Source organism: Lysobacter alkalisoli (genome assembly GCF_006547045.1).
Classification (GTDB): Bacteria; Pseudomonadota; Gammaproteobacteria; order Xanthomonadales; family Xanthomonadaceae; genus Marilutibacter; species Marilutibacter alkalisoli.
In genome coordinates, this window is the sequence record NZ_CP041242.1 from 3,462,237 (window position 1) to 3,486,134 (window position 23,898).

Below are 23,898 nucleotides of genomic sequence, written 5' to 3' on the forward strand. Positions count from 1 at the left end.
GGTCGCAACATCCCCGAAACCGGGTAGCGTGGCGCGGCACTCAGGCCGACAAGGAGAATTCCAGGCGCAGGGCCGTGCCCGTCTCGCCGGATTCTATGTCCAGCACTCCGCCCAGGCGCCGCGCACGCAGGCGCATGCTGGCCAGGCCGGCGCCGCCGTCGGCCTGCGCGGCCGCACCGATCCCTTGGCCGTCGTCCTCGATTGCCAGCCGCAACTGCGTGCCGACCCGGCGCAGCGTCACCTCCACCCGCCGCGCGCGGCTGTGCTTGTAGACATTGGTCAGCGCTTCCTGCAGCAGCCGCAGCAGGTCCAGGCTGCGCGCGCTGTCCAGCTCGGCCCCTCCAGCCCCTCCAGTCGCCAGCGGCTGTCGATGTCGGCCGTCTCCAGCAACCGGCCCAGGCGGTGCCGCAACGGCGCCAGTTGCGCCGGCAGGTCGGCGTGCTCGCGCGCGGTACTGTCGATCACCAGGCGCAGGTCGTCGCGCAGCTCCTTGAGCGTGGCGACCACCTGCGCCCTGGGCGTGCCGGCCGGCGCCGCCTCCAGTTGCGCGATGGTGGCGACCAGGGTGCCGCCGAAGCCGTCATGCAGGTCGCGCACCAGCTGCAGGCGTTCGCCTGCACGGCTGTGCGCGAGCTCCAGTGCGTGCTGGCGCGACAGCGTCGTGGCAAGCTCCGTGGTGGCCGCTTCCACCTCGCGCTTGAGTTCCAGATTGAAGCCTTCCACCCGCCGCATCGCGGTCACGAAGCGGTATGACAGTACGAAGCCGATGCCGATCAGGGTCAGCACCGAGGTCAGGCTGAGCCAGTAGGTGGTGCCTTCGATCCAGCCGAAGAACAGGGCGAAGTCGCGGAACGACACCAGCACCGGCAGCAGCAGGCAGGCGGCCAGCACCAGCGCGTCGGGACGGCGGCTGCGCCAGGCCTGGGCCATGAACCAGCCGATCGCGACGTAGTAGCACAGCCCGCCGGCGGCGAACCACAGGTTCCGATGGTGCCCCATCCACGCCGGCGCCAGGGTCGCCGACAGCAGGGCCAGCGCCGACAGCACCGCCAGCACGCGCTCCAGGCGCGGATGGCGACGCCCGCAGTAGCGCAGCAGGAACAGCGCGTAACAGGCACCGGCGACGACGTAGAACGCGGCATTGAACGCCTGCCAGGCATCGGTGCCGGGCAGCGGCCAGACGGTGGTGGCGATATGGTTGTAGCCGTACAGCGCCCCGGCCAGTTCGGTCAGCGCGAACCACCCGTACACGCTGTCCTTGCGCCGCAGCAGCCACATCAGCAGGAACACCCCGCCCAGCACCGCCGACATCGCCAGGTTGATCAGCTTGATGTCGTAGCGTTGGAAGCGCTCGCTGCGGTAGCGCTGCTGCAATGCCTGCGGATCGCCCACCCGCACCAGCCCGGCGCCGGGCTGGTAGGCGCTCAGGCCGGACACGCGCAGCCACACGGTGTTCTCGCCGGCGCGCAACAGCGACGCCGGCAGCAGCGCGTAGTGCGGCGCGTGCCAGGTGCGCGACAGCGGCTCGACCAGGCTGGGATCGCGCGCGACCGCCTCGCCGTTGACGTAGATCGCGCCGCTCATGCTCATGTAGTCCGCCAGCAGCGCGGTCGGCCGGCGCGGGTCGTCCTGGTGCCACCGCAGCCGATACCAGACCACGCCGTCGTGCCCGGGCCAGCGTTCGTGCCACAGGTCCAGCAGGGTCACCGGCACCCAGCCCGCGGCCGGCGGCACCTCGGCATCCCAGCCCGAGCGTGCGGCCTCGCCATGCTCCAGCACGGCCACGCCGGGCTCGTCCGCGGCACTCGCGGGCGCGGCGAACGCGATGGTGGCAAGTGCGACCAGCAGCCAGCGCAGACAGACGCGCACACGCCTGGCGCTGGAGCGATACGGACTCAGTTCAGCAGTCCCAGCGCGCGCGCCTCGAACACCGCCGCGGTACGCGAACCGACCGCCAGTTTGCGGTAGATGTTCTTGGTATGGCATTCGACGGTGAGCCTGGACAACGCCGCCAGTTCGGCAATCTCGCGATTGCTGAAACCCTGCGCGACCAGGCGCAGGATCTCGTGCTCGCGTTTGGACAACTGCACCATCGGCTCGGGGTCGGGCTCAGGCGGCGACGGCGGCACCAATGCCAGAATCCGCCGCGCTATCAACGGATCGATCGGCGCGCCACCACGCTGCAGGCTCTTCAGCGACAGCCGCAGTTCATCGTCATCGCGGTCCTTGAGCAGGTAGCCGATCGCGCCGGCGCGCACCGCGGCCAGGATGGTTTCTTCCTCGGCATAGGCCGAAACGATCACCGACTGCAGCTGGGGCCAACGCTGTGCGATCCATGCGATCAGTTCGACGCCATTTCCGTCCGGCAGCTGCACGTCGATCAGTGCCAGGGCGCAGTCGGACCGCTGCAGGTGTTCGCGCGCGGCGGCCAGGTCGGCCACCGCCTCGATACGCGCCTGCGCGCCGGCCAGCTCGTGCATCAACCGCAGCAGGCGCTCGCGCGCGGCCGCGTCGTCCTCAACGATCAGCACCGGGTTGAGCTCGATCGGCTGCGGCTGCATGAGATCCCCTGCCGCTACGAACACGCGACCACGCCAGTGTAGCAGCGCATGCGCAGAGCCAGCAGACGGCAGGCATTGCCGCGTCGGCCATCAGCGCCAGCTCACCGGGCCGGCATGGTCTGCATATGGGGCTCCATGCCGCCCTGCCCGCGATCCACACTCTGCCCGAGACACGCAAGGTGCGCTGGTCGATCGACGTCGACCCGGTCGATCTCTACTGATCTTCTGCCCGCTCACCGCCGAGATGGCGGGCGAGGAAATCCAGCAATCGTGTGTAGAACTCGCGCCGATGCCCGTCGTCGACGAAGCCATGGCCCTCGCTGTCGTAATACAGGGTCTCCACCGGCACGTCGGCCTTGCGCAGCGCCTTCTCCATCCGCTTGCTGTGCGCGATCGGCGCGCGATGGTCGTCGCCGCCGGCAGCCAGGAACACCGGTGCCTTGATCGACCCGGCCAGGTTGACCGGCGAGCGTTCGGCCAGTGTGTTGCGCTCGCCGACCCAGTCGTTGGCCCAGTGGCGGAGCCAGGCGGCCTGGCGCGAATCCTCGCGGTGCATCAGCTCCAGATCGTAGACGCCGACATAGCCGACCGCGCACCGATACAACGCCGGCTCGCGGGCCACGCCCATCAGCGCGGCATAGCCCCCGTAGCTGCCGCCGAAGATGCAGATGCGCCCGCCATCGGCAATGCCCTGCCCGACCGCCCAGCGGGTCGCGTCGGTCAGGTCATCCTGCATGGTGCCGCCCCACTGCTGCGCGCCAAGTTGCTTGAATTCCAGCCCGTAGTTGCCCGAACCGCGGTAGTTCACCCGCAGCACGGCGTAGCCGGCCGCCGCGAGGATCTGGGTGTCGGTGTCGTAGCCCCATTCGTCGAAGATGCCGAACGGGCCGCCGTGCGGCATGACCACCATCGGCGAGGCGCCCCGGGTCCAGCCCTGCGGCCGGGTCAGGTAGCCGTTCAGGCGCACGCCATCGCGGGCCTGCAGTTCGATGCGCTCGCTACGCGGCAGGGCGGTCGGGGCCAGCCACTTGCGCGACTCGAACACGCCGTCGGCAGTGCGGGCCTGCATGTCGAACAGGGCGTAATCGCCGGCCGTGCGGTCGTTCCAGACCTGCATCAACGCCAGCTTGCCGTCGCGGGTGAACGAGGTGAAATCGACCGCCGAACCCGGGAACGCTTTCTCCAGCGCGCGATAACTCCGCGCCATCTCCGAGGTTTCGTCGAAGAAGCGGCTGTGGACACCGTCGTCCATGTACTGCACGCCGATCGGCGTGCGGCCGTCGCGGTCGTACAGGATCTTGTAAGGGTCGACCCGCTCGTCGCGCAGCAGCGGCTTGCGCTCCAGGCTGGCGGTGTCCATCGCCTCGATCCGGTCGGGACCGTCGGGCCGCTTCACCCGCAGCCAGGCGGTGCCGCCGTCGGCCGACAGGCCCAGCGCCGACACCACTTCGCCGCGTTCCTCCTGCGCGCTCACCAGCTGCCAGTCGGCCTTGTCGCCGGCGCGGTAGTACAGGCGGCGGTAATTACGGCTGTCCGCACCATCGGCAAAGCGGACCTGGCCCCGGGCATCGACGGTAAAGTCCGCCCGTCCCACCGGCGCGCTGGCGACCCGGCGGGTACGGCGGCTTTTCAGGTTCAGGCGCTCGACCCGGGTCTGCGGGGTCGAGCTCGGTTGCCAGACCGCGATCAGGATCTCGTCGGCGGAATCGATCAGCGGGTCGACCAGGGTCGCCATGTCGCTCGGCGGCCCGCCGATCCGGGCGGTCATGCCGGGTTCGATGCGGACACCGAACACGTTCCGGACACTGCCGCCTTCGATGTCGAACATGTGCAATTGGCCGGTGAGGTACGGCGTGTCCTTGCTGCCCTCGGTCTCGGCCATCGCGATCACCACGCGGGCGTCGTCGACCCACCAGAAGTTGGCCACCGTCGACTTGCGCCCGCCGGTGGCCTTGGACACGAAACGCTTCGCCTCGCGGTCCACGATCACCATGCCGGTGCGGTCGCCCATCGGCACGGTCGCGGCGTAGTACCTGCCGTCGGGCGAGATCTTGATCGTGCCGAAGGTATCCCGCTTCAGGAACGCATCAAGGTCCACCCCGGCGCACACCTGCATCGACAGGCACAGGCATGCGCATGCCAGCAGCCATCTCATGAACGGCATCATCCATCTCCCCCTGTTCCATCCATCCCCAATGGGGAGAGCATAGTGCCTGCTTACCGGCTTCGGCCCACCCCTTCCCGCCACAGCCACGCCGCGACGACATACAACGCCAGCGCAACGAGCAGGGTCATGCACAGGCCGATCGCCATCGCCAGCAGCAGCGCGCCGATCGCGGCGACCACCGAGGCGCAGCCGTTGATGCCCCAGGCCCAGGGCACGAAAGCCGGGGCGTCGCGCGCAAGCCGGGCCAGGCCGAGCGGGAACGGCATGCCCATCGCGAAGGCGAGCGGCGCGATGCCGATCAGTCCGGCCAGCGCGCGCGCCGCCACCGGCCAGCTCGCGCCGATTGAATGGGTGGTCGCGAAAACCGTGAACTGCCAGCCCAGCCCGAGCGCGATCGCCAGCACAGCCCAGCGCGTCATCCGCATCGGCGACATGCGAACCAACAGGCACTGCACCGCGAGGCTGCCTGCGCCGGCGAACAGCAGGAAACCGCCGAGCCCGACCGCGACCGCCGGCAGCGGATGCCCGACCAGCAAGGTCAGTCGCGACAGGCTCGCGATCTCGATCAGCATGAAGGCCAGGCCGAGCAGGAAGAAGTAACCGCCCGCGCGCAGGCGCGGCAACGCGACGTCCGCCCCGTCCATGCCCGCTCCACCGCCCGCGCCTGCTCCACCGCGCGGCAAAGCCCACAACGGCAGCAACACCAGCAGCAACGACAGCGGCACCGCCTGCGCCAGGGCACCGAACAACAGCAGCGTGCCCGAATCCAGCAGCACCGCGCTGCCCTGCTCGCGCAGCCGCCACAGCTCGGGCAGGCTGCGCCAGCGGAAGAAGTCGCCGAAGTACGGCATGTCGTCGCTTACCGGCGAGATCGCGAACTTGTAGTCACGCAGGAACGCATCGGCTTCGGTCGACAGCAGCGCCTGCGTGCCTTCGCGAAGCCAGTCGCGTTCTCCGAAGTGGTGGTGTCCGGTTTCATCCGAGGCGCTGCCGGGCAGATGCGGCGGATCGAAGCCGTATTCCTGCGCGAACCCGCGGATCGCCGCCAGCTCGTCACTCTCGAAACGATCGCGCTTGACCAGCAGCGTGCTCGCGTCCCAGTTCCGCAGCACCGTCAGTCGCGACTGCGGATCGTCGACGCCTTCGGCACGCAATGCTTCGATCATGGTCGCGAACAGCCGCAGTTCGGCGCGTGGCGGCTGTTGGCTCCAGCGGGTCGCGACCAGCACACCGCCCGGTGCCAGGCGCGCAAGATATTCGCGGATCGCGCCGACGGTCAGCGCATACTGCTCGGACGCGGCCAGCACGCCTGCGCCGCCCGCGGCAAAGGATTCGGCGCCGGCCAGAACCACGACGTCGTAATGCTGGCGATCGGCGCGCGCGAACGCACGCGGTTCCGCCACGTGCAGGCGGACGCGCGGGTCGTGATAGAGATGGCCGGCGAAATCCGCGAAATCATCACGCACCAGTCGCACCCGCCCCGGGTCGAGTTCGACCGCATCCACCGTGCGCGCGCCCAGCGCCAGAGCCTGCAACACCTCCATGCCACCGCCAGCGCCCAGCACCAGCACCGTCGGCGCCTGCTTCAAGCGATACGGCAAGGCCGAGGTCATCCGTCCCGACCAGGCCAGCGACTCCGCATCACCATCGTCGCGCACGATCACCGACAGGCCATCGCCATCGGTGAACACGCCCAGTTGCGGCGATGGCTCATCCACATTGGCCAGGCTCAGGCCGGGGGCATGTCGCAGTGGCACCCGCGGGCTTTCCAGCACGTCGAGCCGCCCGTAGGGGCCGTTGCGGGTGACCAGCACGCTCGTATCCGGCAGCAGCCGTGTCGTGCTCAGCCCCTTGTACTCGTTGACCTGCGGCGCCGGCACATGACCGGGCAACAGCAACGACGTCACCAGCGCAGCCGGCAGCACCCATCGCCATTGCCGTCGTGCGGCCGCCACCACCGCCGCCAGCGGGCCGCAGCACAGTGCCAGCAGCAGGCCGTGCTCGACCGGCAACCACTGCAGCGCGATCGCCGCCAGCGCGCCGAGGCCTGCACCGAGCAGGTCGGCACCGTACAGCATCGGGATATGCCCGCCATGGCGCGCGAAAGCCAGTCCGAAGCAGCTGGCGGCGAAACCGAACGGCAATGCCAACGCCAGATACAGCGCCCCCAGCCACAGCCACTGGCGCGGGTTCCAGACCAGCTCCAGGCCATTGAACGGGATTGCCCACACCAGCCACAGCATCGCTACCGCAGTGGCGGTGAACAGCAGTGCACAGGCCGGAAACGCGATGTCGAACCGCTTGCGCGCCACGCCCTGGAACAGGCTCAGCCAGGTACCGCTGGCGCCATGCCCGAGCAGGGCCAGGCTGATGATCACCACCGCGAACGAGTGCCAGTGCGCGATCGCCAGCCAGCGCATCAGCAGCAACTGATAGGCCAGCGCGGCCATCGAGACCAGCGCGATGGCGATCGGCAGCCGGATCATTCCGCTTCGCGCGTCAGCGGCACGAACCGCACCGGCAGGATCTGCCGCGTGCGCACGCGGCCGTCGTCGTCCTTCTCCACCAGCATCAGGTTCTGGGTCATGAAGGCGGCGCCGACCGGGATCACCATGCGCCCGCCGGGCTTGAGCTGTTCGACCAGCGGCGGCGGGATCGACGAAGCCGCGGCCGTGACCACGATCGCATCGAACGGAGCGTGCTCCTGCCAGCCGTAGTAGCCGTCGCCGATACGGGTGACGACGTTGTCCTGGCCCTGCTCGCGCAGCACCTGCGCCGCGCGCCTTGCCAGTGGCTCGATGATCTCGATCGAGTACACCTGCGCCCCCGATTCGGCCAGCACCGCGGCCTGGTAACCCGAGCCGGTGCCGATCTCGAGGATTCGCTGCCCTTCGCCCGGCCGGGCGAGCGTGGTCATCAGGGCAACGATGTACGGCTGCGAGATGGTCTGGCCATGGCCGATCCCGAGCGGGCGGTTGCGATAGGCGTGGCGGCGCTGCGCCTCGGGCACGTACTCGTGCCGCGGCACGCGTTCGATCAGCTTGAGGGTGGCGGCATCGATGCGGGCGCGGCCGCCAGCCCTTGCGTCCGCCATTGCGCGCAGCTCGGCGACCAGCGCACGCCGTGGACCGGCATATGGGTCGTGGTCGCCCTGCGCCATGGCCGCACCGCTCCCCGCGAGCAGCGCCAACGCCAGCAGCACGCAGAAAGCGCCCCCGACTCTGGTGGCCATGATGCGCATGCCCATGGAGTCTAGGCGGGGCCGTGTTAGCAGGCCGTTGAAGGCCGCTCATGGGCGCAGCTCACGCTACGCCGGGAGCATCGAAAAGCCCTATCGGGCGCCGGTCTTGCCCTTCGGCTTGTCGCGCACCAGCACCACCTGGTTCTGGCGCTTGACCTCGAACAGGCCGGTCGCCTCGATCAGATCGCTGAGCTTGCGGTAGCCGTAGTTGCGCGGATCGAACGAGGCCTGGTTGCCGATCTGGCTGCCGACCGCGCCCAGGTGTGCCCAATCGTCGTCCTCGCTGGCGGCTTCGACCGCACCGCGCAGCAGTTGCACCAGGCGGGCATCGCCGCGCAGTTCCTTGGCCGATTTCTGCTTTGCGCCGCCATCATTCTCGGCTGCCTGCTGTCCCAGTGCCTCGACATAGGTGAACTTGGTGCAGGCGTTGACGAATGGCTCCGGCGTCTGCTTCGCGCCAAAACCGTAGACCTTCACGCCCTCGGTCAGCAGCCGCATCACCAGCGGGGTGAAGTCGGCATCCGAAGAGACGATCGCGAACGCATCGAGCTTGCCGGCGTACAGCAGGTCCATCGCGTCGATCACCATCGCCATGTCGGAGGCGTTCTTGCCCTTGCTGTAGGCGAACTGCTGGATCGGTCGGATCGCGTATGCATGCAACATCGTCTCCCAGCCCTTCATCGCCGGGCTCTTCCAGTTGCCATAGGCGCGGCGCACGTTGGCCGCGCCATGGCGCGCGACCTCGGCCAGGACCACGTCGATCTTCGATGCCGGCGCATTGTCGGCATCGATCAGCAGGGCAATGCGCTTTTCCGGCTCGGCCATATGGCCTCCATGGTCGGGTTTGCACCGAGACTACCGCATGCGATCCCCGGGCTGTGCCCGGGTGTCTACGGCAGGGGCGGTCCCGGGCGCTTGCCGCTGCAACCATATTTGGCCCCACTCGTCCCTTGCGACAGAATGGTGCCCCCGCACGCGACCCGACGCCCATGACTTCCCAGCTCGAACAGCTACGCAGCTTGTCCTCGGTAGTCGCCGACACCGGCGACATCGAGGCGATCGCCCGCTTCCGCCCGCTCGATGCGACCACCAATCCCTCGCTGCTGCTGAAGGCAGCCTCGCTGCCGGCCTACGCGCCGCTGATCGATGCGGCGGTGGAGCAGGCCCGCGGCAACGATGCGGCCGAGCGCGTGGCCGATGCCGGTGACCGCCTCTCGGTGGCGATCGGCGGCGAGATCCTCAAGCTGGTCCCGGGCCGGGTCTCGACCGAGGTCGACGCGCGCCTGAGCTTCGACACCGACGCCACCCTGGCCAAGGCGCGCAAACTGGTCGCGCTGTACGACGACGCCGGCATCGGCCGCGAGCGTCTGCTGATCAAGATCGCCTCGACCTGGGAAGGCATCCGCGCCGCCGAACAGCTCGAGCGCGAGGGCATCCACTGCAACCTGACCCTGCTGTTCTCGTTCGCCCAGGCGGTAGCCTGCGCCGAGGCCGGGGTGTTCCTGATCTCGCCCTTCGTCGGCCGCATTCTCGACTGGCACCGCGCCAACGGCATGGACGCGCCGGCGACGCCGCAGGACGACCCGGGCGTGCAATCGGTCACCCGCATCTGGCAGTACTACAAGCGCCACGGCTACGACACCGTGGTGATGGGCGCGAGCTTCCGCAACACCGGCCAGGTGCTGGCGCTGGCCGGCTGCGACCGCCTGACCATCTCGCCCGACCTGCTCGGCGAACTCGATGCGACCCGGGCCGACGTCCCGCGCGCGCTGGTCGACAACGGCGAACGCGCCCCGGCCCCGGCTTCGCTCACCGAAGACGCGTTCCGCTGGCAGCACAACGAGGACGCGATGGCGACCGAGAAGCTGGCCGAGGGCATCCGCAAGTTCGCCGCCGACCAGGTCAAGCTGGAAACACTGCTCGCCGAGCGCCTGCAGACCGCCGCCGCGGCCTGAAGCTCCGAAGTAGCCCGGGCAAAGGCCGCTTTCCGATCCGGCTCAACCTTCGCGCAGCAGCTTCTGGATCCGGCTGCCGAGCTTCATCACCTTCATCAGCGTCGCCGGCTCCAGCCGCAGCATTTCCTCGCCCCAGGCAGACAACGCGGTCATCAGCGCCAGCGTGTCCTCGATCCGCGCGCGCACTTCCGGCGGTTCGCCTGTCAGTTCGGGCGAGGCCATGCATTCGCCGAGCATTGCCACGGTCGGGTCGAATTCGCGCGCCTTGCGCTCGCGCACGACGGTGCGAAACAACTCCCAGGCATCCTTCGAGGTTTCGAAGTGGTCGCGGCGGTCACCCAACTGGTGCACCGTGCGCACCAGGTTGTAGTTGATCAGCTCGCGCAGGCTGGTGCTGACGTTCGAGCGCGCAACCGACAGCGTCGCCGCGATCTCCTCGGCATGCATCGGCCGCGCCGACAGGAACAGCAGGGCGTGGATCTGGGCAACGGTGCGATTCACGCCCCAGCGCGAACCCATCTCGCCCCAGTGCAGGACGAAACGCCGTGCGATCGGGGTGAGGTCAGCGGATTCGCTCATGGCAGGCTCGGCATGCGTCGCCCGGCAAGCCGGGCCTCGGAGGGACTTGGCAACAGGCTAGTTTCGCCATACATTTCTGTCAATACAGAAATTACCGACATGGGAGCCAAGGACATGTACGCCCACCAAGATCCCGGTACGCGCCTTCGCATTCTCGTGCTCGGCGGCGCCGGCTTCGTCGGCCGCCACGTCGCTGCCGCGCTGCTCGCGCAGGGCGCACTGATCAGCATCGGCAGCCGCCATCCACACCGCCGCCAGCGCACCGGTCTCGACGCCGACTACCGGCATGTACGGATGGAACGGATGATCTCGCCCGACAGCTGGAACACCCTGCTCGGCGATGTCGACGTCGTGATCAACTGCGTCGGCATCCTGCGCCCGCGCGGTCGCGAAACCTACGACCGCGTCCACCATCGCGCGCCGGCCGCGCTTGCTGCCGCCTGCGCGGCACGCGGCCTGCGGCTGGTGCACGTGTCCGCGCTCGGCCTCGATGGCCCGGTCCGCAGCCGCTTCCTGCTGTCCAAGCGCGACGGCGAGGCGGCGTTGCGCGCCAGCGGTGCCGACTGGCACATCGTGCGACCGTCACTGCTCGACGGCGAGGGTGGCTTCGGCGCGCGCTGGATCCGCCGCGTCGCGGGCTGGCCCCTGTACGTGCTGCCGGCCGACGCGATCGGCCGCATCGCGGTGCTCGACGTAGGCGATCTCGGCGAGGCGATCGCCAACCTCGCAATTGCACCTTCCGGTCACGACCTGCCGCGCGAACTCGACCTCGGCGGCCCGAATCCGTGCACGCTGGACGAGCACATCGCGGCGATGCGCCGCCTGCGCACCGATAGCCCCGCATGGCAACTGCGCACGCCCGGCTGGCTCGCGCGCCTGGCCAGCCATCTCTGCGACCTTTTGCATTGGACGCCATTCTCGTACGGTCACTGGGAACTGCTGCGGCAGGACAATTGCCCTCGAACGAACATGCTGCCGCGGCTGCTCGGCCGTGCGCCGTGCACGGTCGGCGCACACGATCCGGTTCAATCCGGAACCCCACCACTGCCCGCCACCGGTGTCCGCGCATGAAAACCACCTCCCGCCCCATGTCGTGATCGTCGGCGGTGGCTTCGCCGGCCTGTGGGCAACCCGTGCACTGGCCCGCGACGATGTCCGCATCACCCTGATCGACCGCCGCAACCACCACCTGTTCCAGCCGCTGCTGTACCAGGTCGCGACCGCCGGCCTGTCCGCGCCCGACATCGCCGCGCCACTGCGCCATATCCTGCGCCGGCAGCGCAACGTCGAGGTCCGGCTGGGCGAGGTCACCGGCATCGACACTGGCGCGCACCGGGTCAGCCTCGCCGGCGGTGGCGATCTCGACTACGACTACCTGCTGCTCGCCAGCGGCGCGACCCACGCTTACTTCGGCAACGACAACTGGGCCGCGCACGCACCGGGGCTGAAGACCCTCGACGACGCACTCGGCATCCGCCGCCGGCTGCTGCTCGCGTTCGAACATGCCGAAGCCACGGACGATCCGGCCGAGCGTGCGGCCTGGCTCAACTTCGCCGTCGTCGGCGGTGGCCCGACCGGGGTCGAGCTGGCCGGTACCCTGGCCGAGATCGCCCGCCACACGCTGAAGAACGAGTTTCGCCATATCGACCCCGCCGAGGCGAAGGTGCGGCTGGTCGAAGCCGGCCCGCGGGTGCTGGCCTCGTTCCCGGAATCGTTGTCGGAAAAAGCCCGCCGCCAACTGGAAAGCCTCGGCGTGGAAGTCATGACCGGCCGCGCGGTCGAGGATATCGACGCCGACGGTTACACCCTGGGCAGGAGCGGGCCTGGCAGCGACAGCAACCGCGACCGCGAACGTGTCGCCGCGCGCACGGTGCTGTGGGCGGCGGGCGTGGCTGCCTCGCCGCTCGGCGCCCTGCTCGATGCGCCGCGTGATCGTGCCGGCCGGGTGCAGGTCGAAGCCGATCTCAGCGTGCCCGGCCACCCTGACGTGTTCGTCGCCGGCGACCTCGCCAGCGTTCAGCAGAACGGCAAGCCAGTGCCCGGGGTCGCCCCCGCCGCCAAGCAGATGGGCGCCTGCGTCGCCAAGGCGATCCGTGCCCGCATCGCCGGCCAGAAGGCGCCTGCGTTCCGCTACCGCGACATGGGCAACCTCGCCACCATCGGCCGCATGGCCGCGGTGGTCGACCTGCACGGCGTCAAGCTCTCGGGCCTTGTCGCCTGGTGGTTCTGGCTATGGGTGCACGTGCTGTTCCTGATCGGCTTTCGCAACCGCCTGGTCGTGCTGATCAACTGGGCCTGGGCGTACTGGAGCTACCAGCGGCACGCGCGGATCATCTTCGGTCGTCCGGACTCTGTCGACGCCTCGCCACCAGACTGAAGCCGGAAACGACGACGGCCCCAGAGGGGCCGTCGTGCGGTTGCGGACCGAGGCGCGCCTACGCCACGAACAGTGCGCGCATCTTCTTCAGCGCGTTGGCCTCGATCTGGCGGATACGCTCGGCGGAGACGCCGTACTCGTCGGCCAGTTCCTGCAGGGTGACCTTGTTGTCGCCATCGAGCCAGCGGCGGCTGACGATGTCACGCGAGCGCTCGTCCAGGCCGGCCATGCCCTCGCGCAGGAGCTCGAGCTGGTTGTCTTCCTCGTCCTCGCGCTCGTACAGCTGCGACGGGTCTTCCTGGTCGGTGCGCAGGTAGGCCGAAGGCGACGGCGGTGCACGGTCGTCATCGTCGGTGGCGGGAGCATCGAAGCCCACATCGCGACCGGACAGGCGCGACTCCATCTCCAGCACCTCGCGCTCGGAGACGTTGAGGTCCTTCGCCACCGCGCTGACCTCGGCGGCGTTCAGCCAGCCCAGGCGCTTCTTGCTCTTGCGCAGGTTGAAGAACAGCTTGCGCTGCGCCTTGGTCGTGGCGACCTTGACGATGCGCCAGTTCTTGAGGATGAACTCGTGCATCTCGGCGCGGATCCAGTGCACCGCGAAGCTGACCAGGCGCACGCCCTGGTCCGGGTCGAAGCGCTTGACCGCCTTCATCAGGCCGATATTGCCTTCCTGGATCAGGTCGCCCAGCGGCAGGCCGTAGCCGTTGTAGCCGCGCGCGACGTGGACCACGAAGCGCAGGTGCGAATGGACCAGATCGCGGGCGGCGTCGAGATCCTCATGGTCGCGGAAGCGGCGCGCGAGGTCCTGCTCGTCCTCCGCGCTCAGCACGGGAATCTGGTAGACCGCTCCGATGTAGGCGTCGAGCGACCCCAGTGCGCTGGGCACCGGCAGGTTGTTGGCGATCAGGGCAGTGGACATGGAGGCTTGGTTCATGGCAGGCATCTTAGCAGTCGCATGCTTGGACTGCTAACCGCGCCGGAGGTTCAATCCATCCCGCCGGTGGAACAAAGGCCCTGTTCAGGTTTTGGCAGGCCGGCTTCCGGTCCACCAGGCCAGTACCTGCCCCGCACTGCGTCGAGCGGAATGCGCTCGAGCAGCCCTGGGCCATACTCGGCCTGGAACGGCAGGTCCTTGCGGTGGACATAGCCGATGTAGCAGTCGCAGCGCGCGTTCGGACAGGCGCGTGCGCGCAGCTGGGTGACGAAGGAGCCGTCATACAGGTTTCCGAGCTGCTCGGGAACGAAGTGGCAACGCTTGACGTCGCCATTGCCGTCGACCGACAGCACGCTCTCCCCTGCCCTGCAGGGCGCTCCGAGGCTCGGGGCGGGCCCGAGGTTATAGCGGAAGTGGGGATCGATCCGCGCCATGCGCTCGACCTCCTCCGGCGTGTAGTAGTCCGGCGAGCGCTCGTCATAGGCGTTGAGCCACAGCGGCACCTGCGGGGGCAGCGCGGTACGCATCGCTTCGATCTCGTCCAGATGCTCGCGCATCGCGACCATGCCGACACTGTGGCGCACCCCGCGACGATACAGTTCGCCGCACCGCCCCAGGAATGCATCGCGTGAGACCTGGCCTGGGTGGTAGGTGCACCACAGTGCCAGGGTGCGCAGGTCGGCTTCGTCGAGCCAGCGCAATCCCACGCAGAGGTTGGTCTGAATCGCGACACGCTGCAGGTGGGGCAGGCGGCTCAGGCGCACCATCGCTTCACGGTAATGGCGGCGGACCAGTCCCTCACCCCAGGGCGTGAACAGGATCGACAACCCGAATCGCTGCCGCTCTGCCCAGGAGACGAACCGTGCCAGGTCGTCGGCATCCCGGCGCAGGGCTTCGCGGCTATCGCGGGTCTTGGCGAACGGGCAGTAATCGCAGTCGTAGTTGCAACTGCTCAGGCGACCACGATAGAGCAAGGTCAGGTGCATGCGGGTCAGCCGACGCGGTAATCGCGCATGAGCTCGGTAACGGACGCGGACACCAGCCACGGTCCGATGGTATCTGAGCGCGCCAGGCCGGCATCGCTGAGCGAAAGCCGCGACGCATCGGCGATGGCCAGCTCCAGATCGATCAGTTCGCGCAGTTGCGGTAGGTCGTCGAGGCAGTCCGAGCCGAAGCGCTGCCGGTAATCCGCGCGGTCGAGGCCTGGCCGGACCAGCAGGGACTGGATCACATAGCGGCGGCGGCGCTCGTCTGCGTCCAACACAATGCCGTAATCCGCGCTCGCGAAGGACGCTTCGTCCCGCGCGAGGTAGTGGTCGAGTATTTCGGCCACCGAACGCCGGCTCACACCGTACTCGCTCGAATAGTGCAGATGCGTGGCGTAGGAGCGCGCGCCGCATCCGATGCCGACCATGCCGTCGCTCTGGCAGCAGTAGGCCGGCCCGCCCGCATCGGGCGCGTGCGGTGCGCGGAACATGCGCATGGAAACCTGGGTATAGCCGGCCGCAAGCAGGTGGTCGCGACCGGCTTCGTACAGTTCGAGACGTCCGTCCAGCGGCTCGGACTGCAGCCGAAATCCGGTCTTGCCGTCCCTGGCGGCGATGCGTCCCAGCCCGGTCACCGGGCGGACATACAGGGGATACAGGTACAGCTCCTCCGGCCGGTGCGCCAGCGCGGTATCGATCGAGGCCAGGAAGCTGGCCACGCTCTGCCCTTCGATGCCGTAGATCAGGTCGAGGTTCAGGGTCGGGAAGGCCAACTCCCGAATCGCCGCGATCGCGCGCTCGACCACCTCGCGCTGCTGCGGCCGGACCAGCGCGCGCACTTCGGCGTCGCTGAAACTCTGCACGCCCATGCTGACCCGATCGATGCCGGCCTCACGGCACGCACGCAGCTTGTCCGTGTCGATCGTTTCGGGCGAGGCCTCGATGCCTGCGGGGATCGCGCGCAGGTCGATCGTGACGTGGCGCTCCACCATTTCGAAGACACGCTGCAGTTGCCCGGCATCGAGATAGGTCGGGGTGCCGCCGCCAAGGGCGAAACGCACGAACCGGTGTTCGCCGAGCGCTGCACCGGTAGCACGCAGCTGCCGTTCCATCTGGGCGAGATAGGCTTCGACCCTGGCCGCGTCGGGCCGGGCCAGGGCGAATAGGTTGCAGAAGCCGCAACGGTAGGAACAGAAGGGCACGTGCAGGTACAGGAACAGCGCGTCGCGGCATTCATCCGCCCACAGCCCGGACAGCGGCGTGGCCGGCTCGAGCGCGCGGTAGGCGGTCTTGTGCGGGTAGGAATACGAATACGCCTGGTAAGGCGGCAGGCGCAGCAGGTCCGCGAGTCGTGGAACGGTCATGGCGAAAGGAAGAAATGCGCGTAGGGCACGGTCATCACCACCTCGTGCGCGAGGCGATGGCCGTGATAGCCGTCTTCGCCATAGGCGGTGCCGTGGTCGGAGCAGGCGATCACGAAAGCGCGGCCGCGCCGGCTCAGTGTCTCCAGCAGCGGGGCCAGCGCCGCATCGACATGGCGGAGCGCCGCGCAGTGACTTTCAAAATCATCGCATTCGGCGTCTTCCAGGTAATGCCGGTTGGGCTGGTGGACGGCGGACACATTGATGAAGAGGAAACAACGCCTGTCATGCAGGTCTTCGCTGCGCAGCCGTTCGCAGGCGAGCGCGACCTGGTTCTCGATGGAGTCCGGCGCGGTCACGCCGAATTCCAGCCGCCAATGGCTTTCGTCGAACAGGGACGGCAACTGCGACCCGAGCGGATTGCGTTTGTTGAAGAAGCCGACGCCACCGATGCAGAGCGTCCAATAGCCCGAACGACTGAACCCGGCGACGATATTGTCGCAGCCGCGGAAGACGTGCGTGTGCGTCGAAGTGGTTTCGCTGCCCTCGAACTCGAGCGCGAACAGGCGCGGATGCGGGCCCGGCCGGGCCGGCGTCGGCAGGAAGCCGGCGAAGAACGCCGCATGCGCGGCATAGGTGAAGCTGCCCGGCGTGTGCCTGCGTTCCCAGCCATCCGGCACCAGGTGTGGCGCCAGCACCGGCAGTTCGCCGCGCTCGAAGCAGCGCTGGGCCGCGTCGAAACGCAGGGTATCCAGGGTGAGCAGCACGACGTCGTGGCGACCGACGACGGCATTCATGTCAGGCATGCCGGTTTCAGGCATGAGCGACCTCGCCGGTCGGGTATATCGCATCGAGCAGGCCAATCCGTGCCTGGTCCTCGTAGGTGGTGCGCCCTTCCCAGCGCAGGTTGGGCAGCAGGTCGCCGAAGCCGTTGGCTTCCAGCACCCAGGTACGCGACTGGCGGACGACGATGTCGAAGCCGATCACGCGGCTGGTCGGAAACGCCGCGGTGGCGCGGATCACGGCATTCTCCAGGCCGGCGATGCCGGCCGGATCCAGGCAGGCGTCGACAGGCATGCGCCGATTACCGAGATGCAGGTTGGTCAGCGGCCCGCGCCCTATACGGGCGACACGCTGGCGGGGGCGGCCATCGAACGCTACGACACGGAGATCGAAATGGGCGCCTTCGGAGCCGGGAACGCGCGGCTTGGGAATCCAGCGCTCCAGGTAGGCGCCCTGCTGCGCAAGTGCATCGACCAGACGAGCGATCTGCGGACTGTCGGTATAGCGACGCTGGCGCAGCGAGTTGAACAGCCGTGTCCGCCCGCAGTCCTCGACGAGTTCCACCGGGCCGGTTGCAATCTCGCGCCCATCACGGTGCCGCCGGTATGCCAGCACGCCGGCACCGGACGAACCGTAGCGGGCCTTGACGAAGACGCTGCCGCAACCGTTCGCACCGAGTCGCCGGCGCAAGTCGTCATAGCCGGCGATGGTGCCGGATAGCGGCGGCACCTCGACACCCGCGGCGATCAGCCGCTGCTGGCAGGCCAGCTTGTCCGCCATCCGCGACAGATCTGCTGGCGGGTTCAGATAGCGCGCATCAACCGGCATCGCCGCCAGTACTTCCGCGAAACCCGCATGCCAGTACTGTTGATGGGCGAGCTCCCCGTGTTCGAGCGGATGCGGGGCCGCTCCCGGTCCACCGGCCAGCTCCCAGCCACGGCGGACCAGGGCGTCATGCAGGGCGGGCGCCTCGCCAGGCGATTCAAGCTTGATGCATGCATCGGGATGACGGACGAGGACTTCGTCCAGCCGCATGGCATCGGACAACACCGCTTCGTATTCGACGACTTCGGCCGCAGGCAACCCGTGCGCGTGCAGCGCACGTTGAAACCCGTCGATCCGGCGGCTGGATCGCGGGCCAACCAGCAGCCAGCGGATGCCCGTCACGGCCTACTCGGACACGGCGACGTAGCGCTCGCCCTCATCCTCTTCCTCGAGGCGGTCGAGCAGCACCGTACAGGGAAGCGACTGGAGCTTCTGCTGCCACTCCGGCGAAATGTAGTGGTGGCTGAGGTCGATCCGTTCGATGGTGCCGAGGTGAGGGCTCTCGAACAGTGCCTGCGCGCCGGCATCGCCGATCGTACCCAGGGAAAGATCGAGGACCTTCAGCGACCCCAGCCACGGCTGGGTCGCCAGCCAGGCCGCCAGCTCGTCGCTGTTGCCGGCATTGCGTAGGCCGAGATACTCCAAGCGCTCGGGCCGGATCGCGGCGAGCAGGCGCTGGTAGGTGGCGAGGTCGCCGTCGTAGCCGTAGTTGTCGTCGCCCAGCCAGAGCTCGAGCTGGCGCAGGGCCGGCAGTTCGGACTCCGCGATCGCACCGACGATCGCCGACGGCAGGCCGCCGCATTCGATCGCCAGCTCCTGCAGGCTCGCATGTTCGAACGGCTGCAGCTCCAGCGAGCTCGACCCGCGGATGCGCAGCGACTCCAGTTGCGGGAAGGCCGCAAGCAACGGGTTATAGGCACCCTGGATGATCCAGGAGACCTCGCAATCCTCATAGGTCATGTCGCCGACGAACAGCGCCCTGAGCGCAGACAGCTCGTCCCGGCGCGCGATCAGCCCGTCGAGGTAGCCACTGGGGGCCTTGTCGTGCGCCTCGGACCAAGGGCCGATGACCAGGGCCTCGATCGTTCCGGGAGCGACCCGGGAGAACAGGTGGGCAAGCAGCTCGGCCTGGCCTTCCTCGCTGTCGTATTCCTGGTAGAGGCGGTAGACGACATCGCTTCCCGAGGCCTCGTCGCCCATCCTGAAGTCGACGACAGGTTTGCCGCGACAGGTCTGCGTGTATTCGCCGATGGTCATGCAAACGTCCCTGTATGAGGAGAGGGTGGAAGGCGGCCGCGCCGGGCCTGTTCGTGTGCGCCGAAGCTTAGCAGAGGCGGATGGCGGCACCTTTGCACCGACGACCCGGCATCGTCAGAACGCATCCACCGATGCACACCCCAGGTCCAGCCGCACCAGCGAACCGTCGCGCCCGCGCCGGTCGGCCCGCACATAGTGGTGGGCCTGCCACGTGGGCAGATCCACCGGCGGTTTGACCGGTTCGCCCCACAGGTTCAGTTCGAAACCGCGTGCGACCAGCCAGCGCAGCAGCGCGTCGAGCCGGTCCTGCCGGGGCGGCAGCAGCAGGTCGGCATCGGCGGGCCGGCGTCCGTGCGCTGGCATGCCGGCTTCGAGCCAGGCCGCGAAGCTGCCATGGAGGCGGAAGTCGAACCCCGCGCCCTCGATCGCGCGCAGGATCTCCAGCGTCGCCTGCAGATCGATCGTCTCGCGCCGCTTCTGGTAGACCAGCGCGTACTCGTGGCTGCGGTTGGTCGAGGTGGCTGCATGCGGCAGCGGCGATACGGACCGCGGGTAGCAGAGCACGCGCTCCTCGTGGGCGACGTACAGGCTGTCGAGGATGCGCGCCACGTCCCAGGCCAGCTGAAAACGGCGACCGCCGACCACGATGTTCTCGGCCATGGCGATGCAGAAACCGTCGTCCGCCAGCGAACGGCGCACGGCGTGGAACACCGCACGCAGGCCGGACAGGAAGCCCGCGTAGTCTCGCTCGAGATAGAGCTGTCCCTGCACGGCCTCTCCGTTCCAGCTGCAGCCGAAGTACGGCACGCTGGTCAGGCACAGGTCGGCCCGAACTTCGGTCGCTTCATGCGAAAGCGGCCCGGTACGGATATCGGCATCCACGCCGTGCCGCTGCAGCCGTTCGCGAGCCAGCGCCGCCCGCTGCGGATCGATCTCGAAGCCGATGCCGCGCCGCCCCTCGATGCCGGCGGCCAGCAATGTCGTCGCGAAACCGCAGAACGGATCGAGCACGGTCTGCCGCGGCTGCGAGAAATGACGGATGAAAGGCCGCATCTGCTCCACCCAGCCGCAATCGCTCCCGCCGAAGACATCACGGTCGCGGATGTCGCGGGGCAGTTCCCAATCGGAACGATCGGGTGACGGTGCGAACCAGCTGGCGTCATCCACGGGCAGCCCTCCAGATGATGCCGTGATCCGGCTCCCAACCCGTGCACAGGTTGCCGTTGGCATGGAACACGAGCTTGTAGACATCGCCGGTCTGGTGGCGATCGTGCATGGCGCCGTAGTCGGAGGTTTCGAACACGACCTCCATGCCCGACGGCGCGCGCAGCACCAGGTTCCAGAAGTAGTAGCCCTCGGTCATACGCACCGGCACCAGCGACGGCCACCAGGCAGCAGCCATGCACGCTTCGAGCACGCGCTCCACCGTCACCCGGCCGCCCTCGATGTAGCGTCGGGTGACCGTGTCCCGGTAAACCTCGTCCAGCCGGGAGAACTCGCGGAATATCACCGCGGTCGCCCCCAGCCCTTCGGCCCAGCGCAGGTATTCCATCACCCCATCGGCATCCTCCACGCCGCCGCGTTGCACGATGCAGACAAGCCTAAGCGGCAGCGCCTCGCTCACCCTGCGCGCAGTACCAGCGAAGCCGGCCACATCGGCGATCGGCTCATCGGGACGAAACCGCATGATGGCCTGGTTGCGCGCCGGGTCGGGGTGATGGCGTGATAATTCGATCCACGACAATCCGAAACGTCGCAGCGCGTCGATGAGCTCGTCACCACGTGCCCGCGCCAGTCCGGCACCGTTGCTGTACAGGACGCGCTCGTTGATGGCGGCCCCGCGGCGTTCCTCGGCCGACAGCGTTTCCAGCAATTGCAGCAGCCAGGCTTCATTGTCGCTGGCCTCCAGCCCCGACAGCGACCACGACATCGGGATGCCCCGCACCGCGGCCAGCGCCTGCTCCAGGGTGGCGAAGTAATCCGCTGCCGGTCGCAGCCGTGCGGCCATGGTTCCGCCATGCATCGGCCGCAGCGTTTCCGAGCAGAACCGGCAGCGCGCCGAACAGGGCCGGGCCGCTGCGTACGGGGTGAACGTGAGCGGCTGGGCAAAACGATGGCCACGTCCGCCCACGATGGCGTGATGCCAGCGCTGCGCATCCATGCGCGGAGGCGCACGCCGTACCAGCATCGGCGTTTGCGCGCGAAGGCGTTCGAACAATGGCGAGCGTCCCGCCAGCGGCAGGCTGCCCGGGTCGGCAGCCGCCAGAGGCTCAATCGGCAAATGCGGCTTCATGGCATCCTGCCTTGTTCTCGATGCGCGCCTGCCCGGAGCGTGCGCGGATCTCGGAGAAGGTCCAGTCGCGGACGAACTCGCCGTTCTCCCACACCGTTTCCATCGCATGCTCCCAGCCCAGGGGAAGCGCCATGTCCTCGACGTCGGCGACGTCATCGGGCACCGGTACGGTCTTCACGCTGCCGTATTCGACATGCCGCAACAGTGCCAGCCGGCCGCGCTTGGAGGTCTTGCCGCTGTCGGTGACCGGGTCCTTGTAGACGTCGATCCACTGGCCGTCGACACGTGCCGCCGAGCACTTGAGCGCGAACTTCTGGGTGTCGCGGTTGAGCTTCTGCAGCAGACCACCGCCCATGCCGAAGGCGATGTTGTCGGTGGCGTAGCCGGCCTCGGTGATCCGCTCCAGGATCGCGCGGATGCTGTCCGGGTCGACACCGTCGCCCTGGATCAGCCGCAGGTGCTCGAGCACCTTGTAGCCCTTGCCATTGACGGTGCTGCCAAAAGCCTCGTCGAGCAGTTCCAGGCACTGATGCACGACCTCGACCGGATCGCCGGAGTCGGGGCGGATCACCACGGTGGCGCCGGAGTCGATCACCTGCTGGCGCAGGGCCTGGCCCCAGTGCTCCTTGATAGCCGTGTAGATGTCGTAGCTGTCGGACACCACCGCGACCAGGCTGCCCGGCTTGGCGAACTGCTTGAGCATGTTGGCGTAGGCCTCGACCTCGCGCTCGCGGCCCCAACTGGTGATCGTGCTGTGCTCGGCGGCCGGGATCGAGAACCCGGCCATCGGCTCGTGGTAGTAGGCGCGAGTGGTCAGCACGCCGGCGACGGTGTCGGTGCCCATGAAGTTGACCAGGTGCGCCGCCCCGCCGAGCCCGGCCGATTCGAGGCTGGACACGCCGCGGGCGCCGAAGTCGTGCAGCTTGAACGGCAGCTGCCCTTCGGCATCGTCGCTGGTGCGTTCGAGAAAGGCGCGGATCGTCTGCTTCACGTGCCAGCTGATCGTCGCGACCGTCACCGGGTACCACAGCCGCAGCAGCAGGGTTTCGATGTAGCTGGGCAGCCAGAACGCCTCCGGGTCGGTGGATTCGATCGTGACCAGGGCCTGGTGGGTGCGCACCACGCTGCCTTCGGGCACGGCACGGATCCGCAGCGGCAGCAGGCCGCCGTGCACGTCGACGATCCGCCGCCAGCCGGCCTCGTTGAACGGCTCGCCGTGGGCGGCGAAGAAATCGCGCGCCTCGTCGACGTCGGCATGGGTGACCGGCTTGGACAGGTATTCCTTGAGGATCGCCTGCAGGCCGAAGAACAGCGTCTTGTCGTACACCCCGCCGCGGGACTCGACGTAGAAGAACGTGGCGTCGGTGCCGGGCGGGTACTGCAGCCAGTGGCTGGCCTTGTAGCTGTCGGTGTTGAGGATGAGGTTTTCGAGATGGCGCATGACGGAAGCTCCTTCGCGTCGGGTGACGCCAGCGGTCTGTCCGCCGGCGGGAGGGTCGGGGTCAGCCCCGGCCGAGGAAGAATTCGAGGATGTGCAGATGGTCCTCGTACAGCTGCGGACCCATTTCGAGGGCCTCGCTGACCGGGAACCAGCGCGCCTTGTCGGCATCGTCGCCACCGCGCACCGGCGGCAGGTCGCCGGCCGGGAAGTCGAAGTGGAAGGCGTGGGTGACGGTACGGCCGCGCTGCGAGCGTTCGGGGTGGTCGAACACGTGCTGGCCCTTGATCGAGCCTTTCAGCACCGGCACCGGGACCTTGAGCCGGGTCTCTTCGCGCAACTCGCGCAGGCAGCTGGCGAGGATCGACTCCTCCTGGTGGACGAAGCCGCCCGGCAGCGCCCACAGGCCCTTGCCCGGTTCGGCCCGGCGACGCACCAGCAACACATGACCGGAATGCACGACCACCGCGTCAGTGGTGACGAAGGTCGGCGGATACGGGGCTTCGGCCCAGGCCGCGCGGTACTGGTCGATGAAGCGGTGCTCGGCGACCAGCTGGGTGAACGCGGGCGAGTTCTTGCGGAACGCCTCGAGCATGTCGAACACCGGGCCGGGCACGTTGGCGCGGATCAGCATCAGCCCGCCGTGACTGTCGAGCCGGTTGGCTTCGAACAGGTAGCGGCGCAGCTCAGTCGCCGACAGCGTGGCGGTGTGCTGCACGTCGACCAGCGGCCACTGCGGGAACTCCTGCAGGTAGTAGCTGCTGGCGTCCTTGTCCTGGCCGATCAGGCCAATCTTGGCATCGGCGGCACCGCCATCGGACTTGATCGCCTCGGCGACGCTGCGCTGGACCGCGGCGACCCACAGCGCCTCGTTGTAGAGGTGGTCGCGCAACGGCCGGACGATCAAGCGCTGGTCATCGCCCGCGAGCGCAGCGCGGACCATGACCTCGCGCTCGGCGACGGTCCAGGGGTTGCGGATGGTGCGGGGGGTATCGGCAGAGCCGACCAGAAGGATCAGCTTGCGGGCCCGGCCCAGTGCGAGGCGGGCGACGGCGGCGTGGCCGTTGTGAAACGGCTCGAAGCGGCCAATGAAGACCAGATAATCGTATTCCATGAGGCTCCCTCACGGTGGGTGGTC

20 protein-coding genes and 1 pseudogene are annotated in these 23,898 nt (G+C 68.3%); 3 read left to right on the forward strand and 18 right to left on the reverse strand.

Annotation, left to right across the window (positions count from 1 at the left end):
* Positions 1 to 40: 40 nt before the first annotated feature.
* The 7 genes from FKV23_RS17715 to FKV23_RS15325 all read right to left on the reverse strand — a co-directional run bounded on the left by FKV23_RS17715 (position 41) and on the right by FKV23_RS15325 (position 8,794).
* The gene (locus tag FKV23_RS17715) at positions 41 to 361 is read right to left on the reverse strand and encodes a sensor histidine kinase (protein ID WP_141624633.1); all 321 of its coding nucleotides are present in this window, start codon (positions 359 to 361) and stop codon (positions 41 to 43) included.
* Positions 280 to 1,869: a 7TM diverse intracellular signaling domain-containing protein gene (locus FKV23_RS15300; RefSeq protein WP_167285303.1), complete on the reverse strand. Its 1,590-nt coding sequence runs from the start codon at positions 1,867 to 1,869 to the stop codon at positions 280 to 282. Before FKV23_RS15300 ends, FKV23_RS17715 begins: the two co-directional genes overlap by 82 nt.
* Before the next feature lie 26 nt (positions 1,870 to 1,895).
* Positions 1,896 to 2,561: a response regulator transcription factor gene (locus FKV23_RS15305; RefSeq protein WP_141624635.1), complete on the reverse strand. Its 666-nt coding sequence runs from the start codon at positions 2,559 to 2,561 to the stop codon at positions 1,896 to 1,898.
* A gap of 214 nt (positions 2,562 to 2,775) precedes the next feature.
* Positions 2,776 to 4,716: an alpha/beta hydrolase family protein gene (locus tag FKV23_RS15310; RefSeq protein WP_141624636.1), complete on the reverse strand. Its 1,941-nt coding sequence runs from the start codon at positions 4,714 to 4,716 to the stop codon at positions 2,776 to 2,778.
* Positions 4,717 to 4,778: 62 nt separating this feature from the next.
* Positions 4,779 to 7,214 (reverse strand): class I SAM-dependent methyltransferase, encoded by a 2,436-nt coding sequence (locus tag FKV23_RS15315; RefSeq protein ID WP_141624637.1) that lies wholly within the window; start codon positions 7,212 to 7,214, stop codon positions 4,779 to 4,781.
* The gene (locus FKV23_RS15320; RefSeq protein WP_141624638.1) at positions 7,211 to 7,960 is read right to left on the reverse strand and encodes a protein-L-isoaspartate(D-aspartate) O-methyltransferase; all 750 of its coding nucleotides are present in this window, start codon (positions 7,958 to 7,960) and stop codon (positions 7,211 to 7,213) included. Before FKV23_RS15320 ends, FKV23_RS15315 begins: the two co-directional genes overlap by 4 nt.
* Positions 7,961 to 8,059: 99 nt before the next feature.
* Positions 8,060 to 8,794 (reverse strand): NYN domain-containing protein, encoded by a 735-nt coding sequence (locus FKV23_RS15325; protein WP_141624639.1) that lies wholly within the window; start codon positions 8,792 to 8,794, stop codon positions 8,060 to 8,062.
* Between the two features lie 164 nt (positions 8,795 to 8,958).
* Here FKV23_RS15325 and tal point away from each other — a divergent pair, with 164 nt between their 5' ends.
* Positions 8,959 to 9,924: a transaldolase gene (gene tal, locus FKV23_RS15330; protein WP_141624640.1), complete on the forward strand. Its 966-nt coding sequence runs from the start codon at positions 8,959 to 8,961 to the stop codon at positions 9,922 to 9,924.
* A gap of 42 nt (positions 9,925 to 9,966) precedes the next feature.
* On the opposite strand, the gene FKV23_RS15335 is transcribed toward tal, so the two are convergent.
* A complete protein-coding gene (locus tag FKV23_RS15335) occupies positions 9,967 to 10,503 on the reverse strand; it encodes a GbsR/MarR family transcriptional regulator (RefSeq protein WP_141624641.1) in 537 nt (178 codons plus the stop codon).
* A 114-nt stretch (positions 10,504 to 10,617) separates the two neighbouring features.
* Between FKV23_RS15335 and FKV23_RS15340 the strand changes: the two genes are divergently transcribed.
* Entirely contained in the window at positions 10,618 to 11,574 is a 957-nt protein-coding gene (locus FKV23_RS15340; RefSeq protein WP_167285305.1) for an NAD(P)H-binding protein, read from the forward strand.
* Positions 11,561 to 12,880, forward strand: coding sequence for an NAD(P)/FAD-dependent oxidoreductase (locus tag FKV23_RS15345; protein ID WP_141624643.1), 1,320 nt, complete (start codon positions 11,561 to 11,563; stop codon positions 12,878 to 12,880). The genes FKV23_RS15340 and FKV23_RS15345 overlap by 14 nt, the downstream gene beginning before the upstream one ends.
* A 58-nt stretch (positions 12,881 to 12,938) precedes the next feature.
* Here the strand turns inward: FKV23_RS15345 and rpoH are convergent, their stop codons facing one another.
* The 10 genes and pseudogenes from rpoH to FKV23_RS15395 form a co-directional block, all read right to left on the reverse strand.
* Positions 12,939 to 13,817, reverse strand: a complete 879-nt coding sequence (gene rpoH / locus FKV23_RS15350) for an RNA polymerase sigma factor RpoH (protein WP_141624644.1) — start codon at positions 13,815 to 13,817, stop codon at positions 12,939 to 12,941.
* A gap of 137 nt (positions 13,818 to 13,954) precedes the next feature.
* Positions 13,955 to 14,803, reverse strand: a pseudogene (locus FKV23_RS15355) (STM4011 family radical SAM protein); the annotation flags it as partial.
* A gap of 5 nt (positions 14,804 to 14,808) precedes the next feature.
* Positions 14,809 to 16,167, reverse strand: coding sequence for an STM4012 family radical SAM protein (locus FKV23_RS15360; protein WP_141624645.1), 1,359 nt, complete (start codon positions 16,165 to 16,167; stop codon positions 14,809 to 14,811).
* Positions 16,164 to 16,961: an STM4013/SEN3800 family hydrolase gene (locus FKV23_RS15365; protein WP_208543186.1), complete on the reverse strand. Its 798-nt coding sequence runs from the start codon at positions 16,959 to 16,961 to the stop codon at positions 16,164 to 16,166. Before FKV23_RS15365 ends, FKV23_RS15360 begins: the two co-directional genes overlap by 4 nt.
* 16 nt (positions 16,962 to 16,977) lie before the next feature.
* Positions 16,978 to 18,093 (reverse strand): STM4014 family protein, encoded by a 1,116-nt coding sequence (locus FKV23_RS15370; protein WP_141625240.1) that lies wholly within the window; start codon positions 18,091 to 18,093, stop codon positions 16,978 to 16,980.
* A 24-nt stretch (positions 18,094 to 18,117) separates the two neighbouring features.
* Positions 18,118 to 19,029 (reverse strand): STM4015 family protein, encoded by a 912-nt coding sequence (locus tag FKV23_RS15375; protein ID WP_141624647.1) that lies wholly within the window; start codon positions 19,027 to 19,029, stop codon positions 18,118 to 18,120.
* Positions 19,030 to 19,143: 114 nt separating this feature from the next.
* Entirely contained in the window at positions 19,144 to 20,196 is a 1,053-nt protein-coding gene (locus FKV23_RS15380) for a DNA methyltransferase (RefSeq protein ID WP_244244027.1), read from the reverse strand.
* The gene (locus FKV23_RS15385; protein WP_407067685.1) at positions 20,189 to 21,265 is read right to left on the reverse strand and encodes a radical SAM family protein; all 1,077 of its coding nucleotides are present in this window, start codon (positions 21,263 to 21,265) and stop codon (positions 20,189 to 20,191) included. Before FKV23_RS15385 ends, FKV23_RS15380 begins: the two co-directional genes overlap by 8 nt.
* A gap of 34 nt (positions 21,266 to 21,299) precedes the next feature.
* On the reverse strand, positions 21,300 to 22,763 hold the full coding sequence (locus tag FKV23_RS15390; RefSeq protein WP_141624649.1) for a nicotinate phosphoribosyltransferase: 1,464 nt from the start codon (positions 22,761 to 22,763) through the stop codon (positions 21,300 to 21,302).
* Positions 22,764 to 22,824: 61 nt separating this feature from the next.
* On the reverse strand, positions 22,825 to 23,874 hold the full coding sequence (locus FKV23_RS15395) for a bifunctional nicotinamide-nucleotide adenylyltransferase/Nudix hydroxylase (protein WP_141624650.1): 1,050 nt from the start codon (positions 23,872 to 23,874) through the stop codon (positions 22,825 to 22,827).
* Between the last annotated feature and the right edge of the window lie 24 nt (positions 23,875 to 23,898).

Coding starts and splice junctions, on each gene's coding strand:
- FKV23_RS15305 (WP_141624635.1), bottom strand. CDS start 2,561: ATGCAGCCGCAGCCGATCGAGCTCAACCCGGTGCTGATCGTTGAGGAC.
- FKV23_RS15310 (WP_141624636.1), bottom strand. CDS start 4,716: ATGAGATGGCTGCTGGCATGCGCATGCCTGTGCCTGTCGATGCAGGTG.
- FKV23_RS15315 (WP_141624637.1), bottom strand. CDS start 7,214: ATGATCCGGCTGCCGATCGCCATCGCGCTGGTCTCGATGGCCGCGCTG.
- FKV23_RS15320 (WP_141624638.1), bottom strand. CDS start 7,960: ATGGCCACCAGAGTCGGGGGCGCTTTCTGCGTGCTGCTGGCGTTGGCG.
- FKV23_RS15325 (WP_141624639.1), bottom strand. CDS start 8,794: ATGGCCGAGCCGGAAAAGCGCATTGCCCTGCTGATCGATGCCGACAAT.
- tal (WP_141624640.1), top strand. CDS start 8,959: ATGACTTCCCAGCTCGAACAGCTACGCAGCTTGTCCTCGGTAGTCGCC.
- FKV23_RS15335 (WP_141624641.1), bottom strand. CDS start 10,503: ATGAGCGAATCCGCTGACCTCACCCCGATCGCACGGCGTTTCGTCCTG.
- FKV23_RS15340 (WP_167285305.1), top strand. CDS start 10,618: ATGTACGCCCACCAAGATCCCGGTACGCGCCTTCGCATTCTCGTGCTC.
- rpoH (WP_141624644.1), bottom strand. CDS start 13,817: ATGAACCAAGCCTCCATGTCCACTGCCCTGATCGCCAACAACCTGCCG.
- FKV23_RS15360 (WP_141624645.1), bottom strand. CDS start 16,167: ATGACCGTTCCACGACTCGCGGACCTGCTGCGCCTGCCGCCTTACCAG.
- FKV23_RS15365 (WP_208543186.1), bottom strand. CDS start 16,961: ATGAATGCCGTCGTCGGTCGCCACGACGTCGTGCTGCTCACCCTGGAT.
- FKV23_RS15375 (WP_141624647.1), bottom strand. CDS start 19,029: ATGACCATCGGCGAATACACGCAGACCTGTCGCGGCAAACCTGTCGTC.
- FKV23_RS15390 (WP_141624649.1), bottom strand. CDS start 22,763: ATGCGCCATCTCGAAAACCTCATCCTCAACACCGACAGCTACAAGGCC.
- FKV23_RS15395 (WP_141624650.1), bottom strand. CDS start 23,874: ATGGAATACGATTATCTGGTCTTCATTGGCCGCTTCGAGCCGTTTCAC.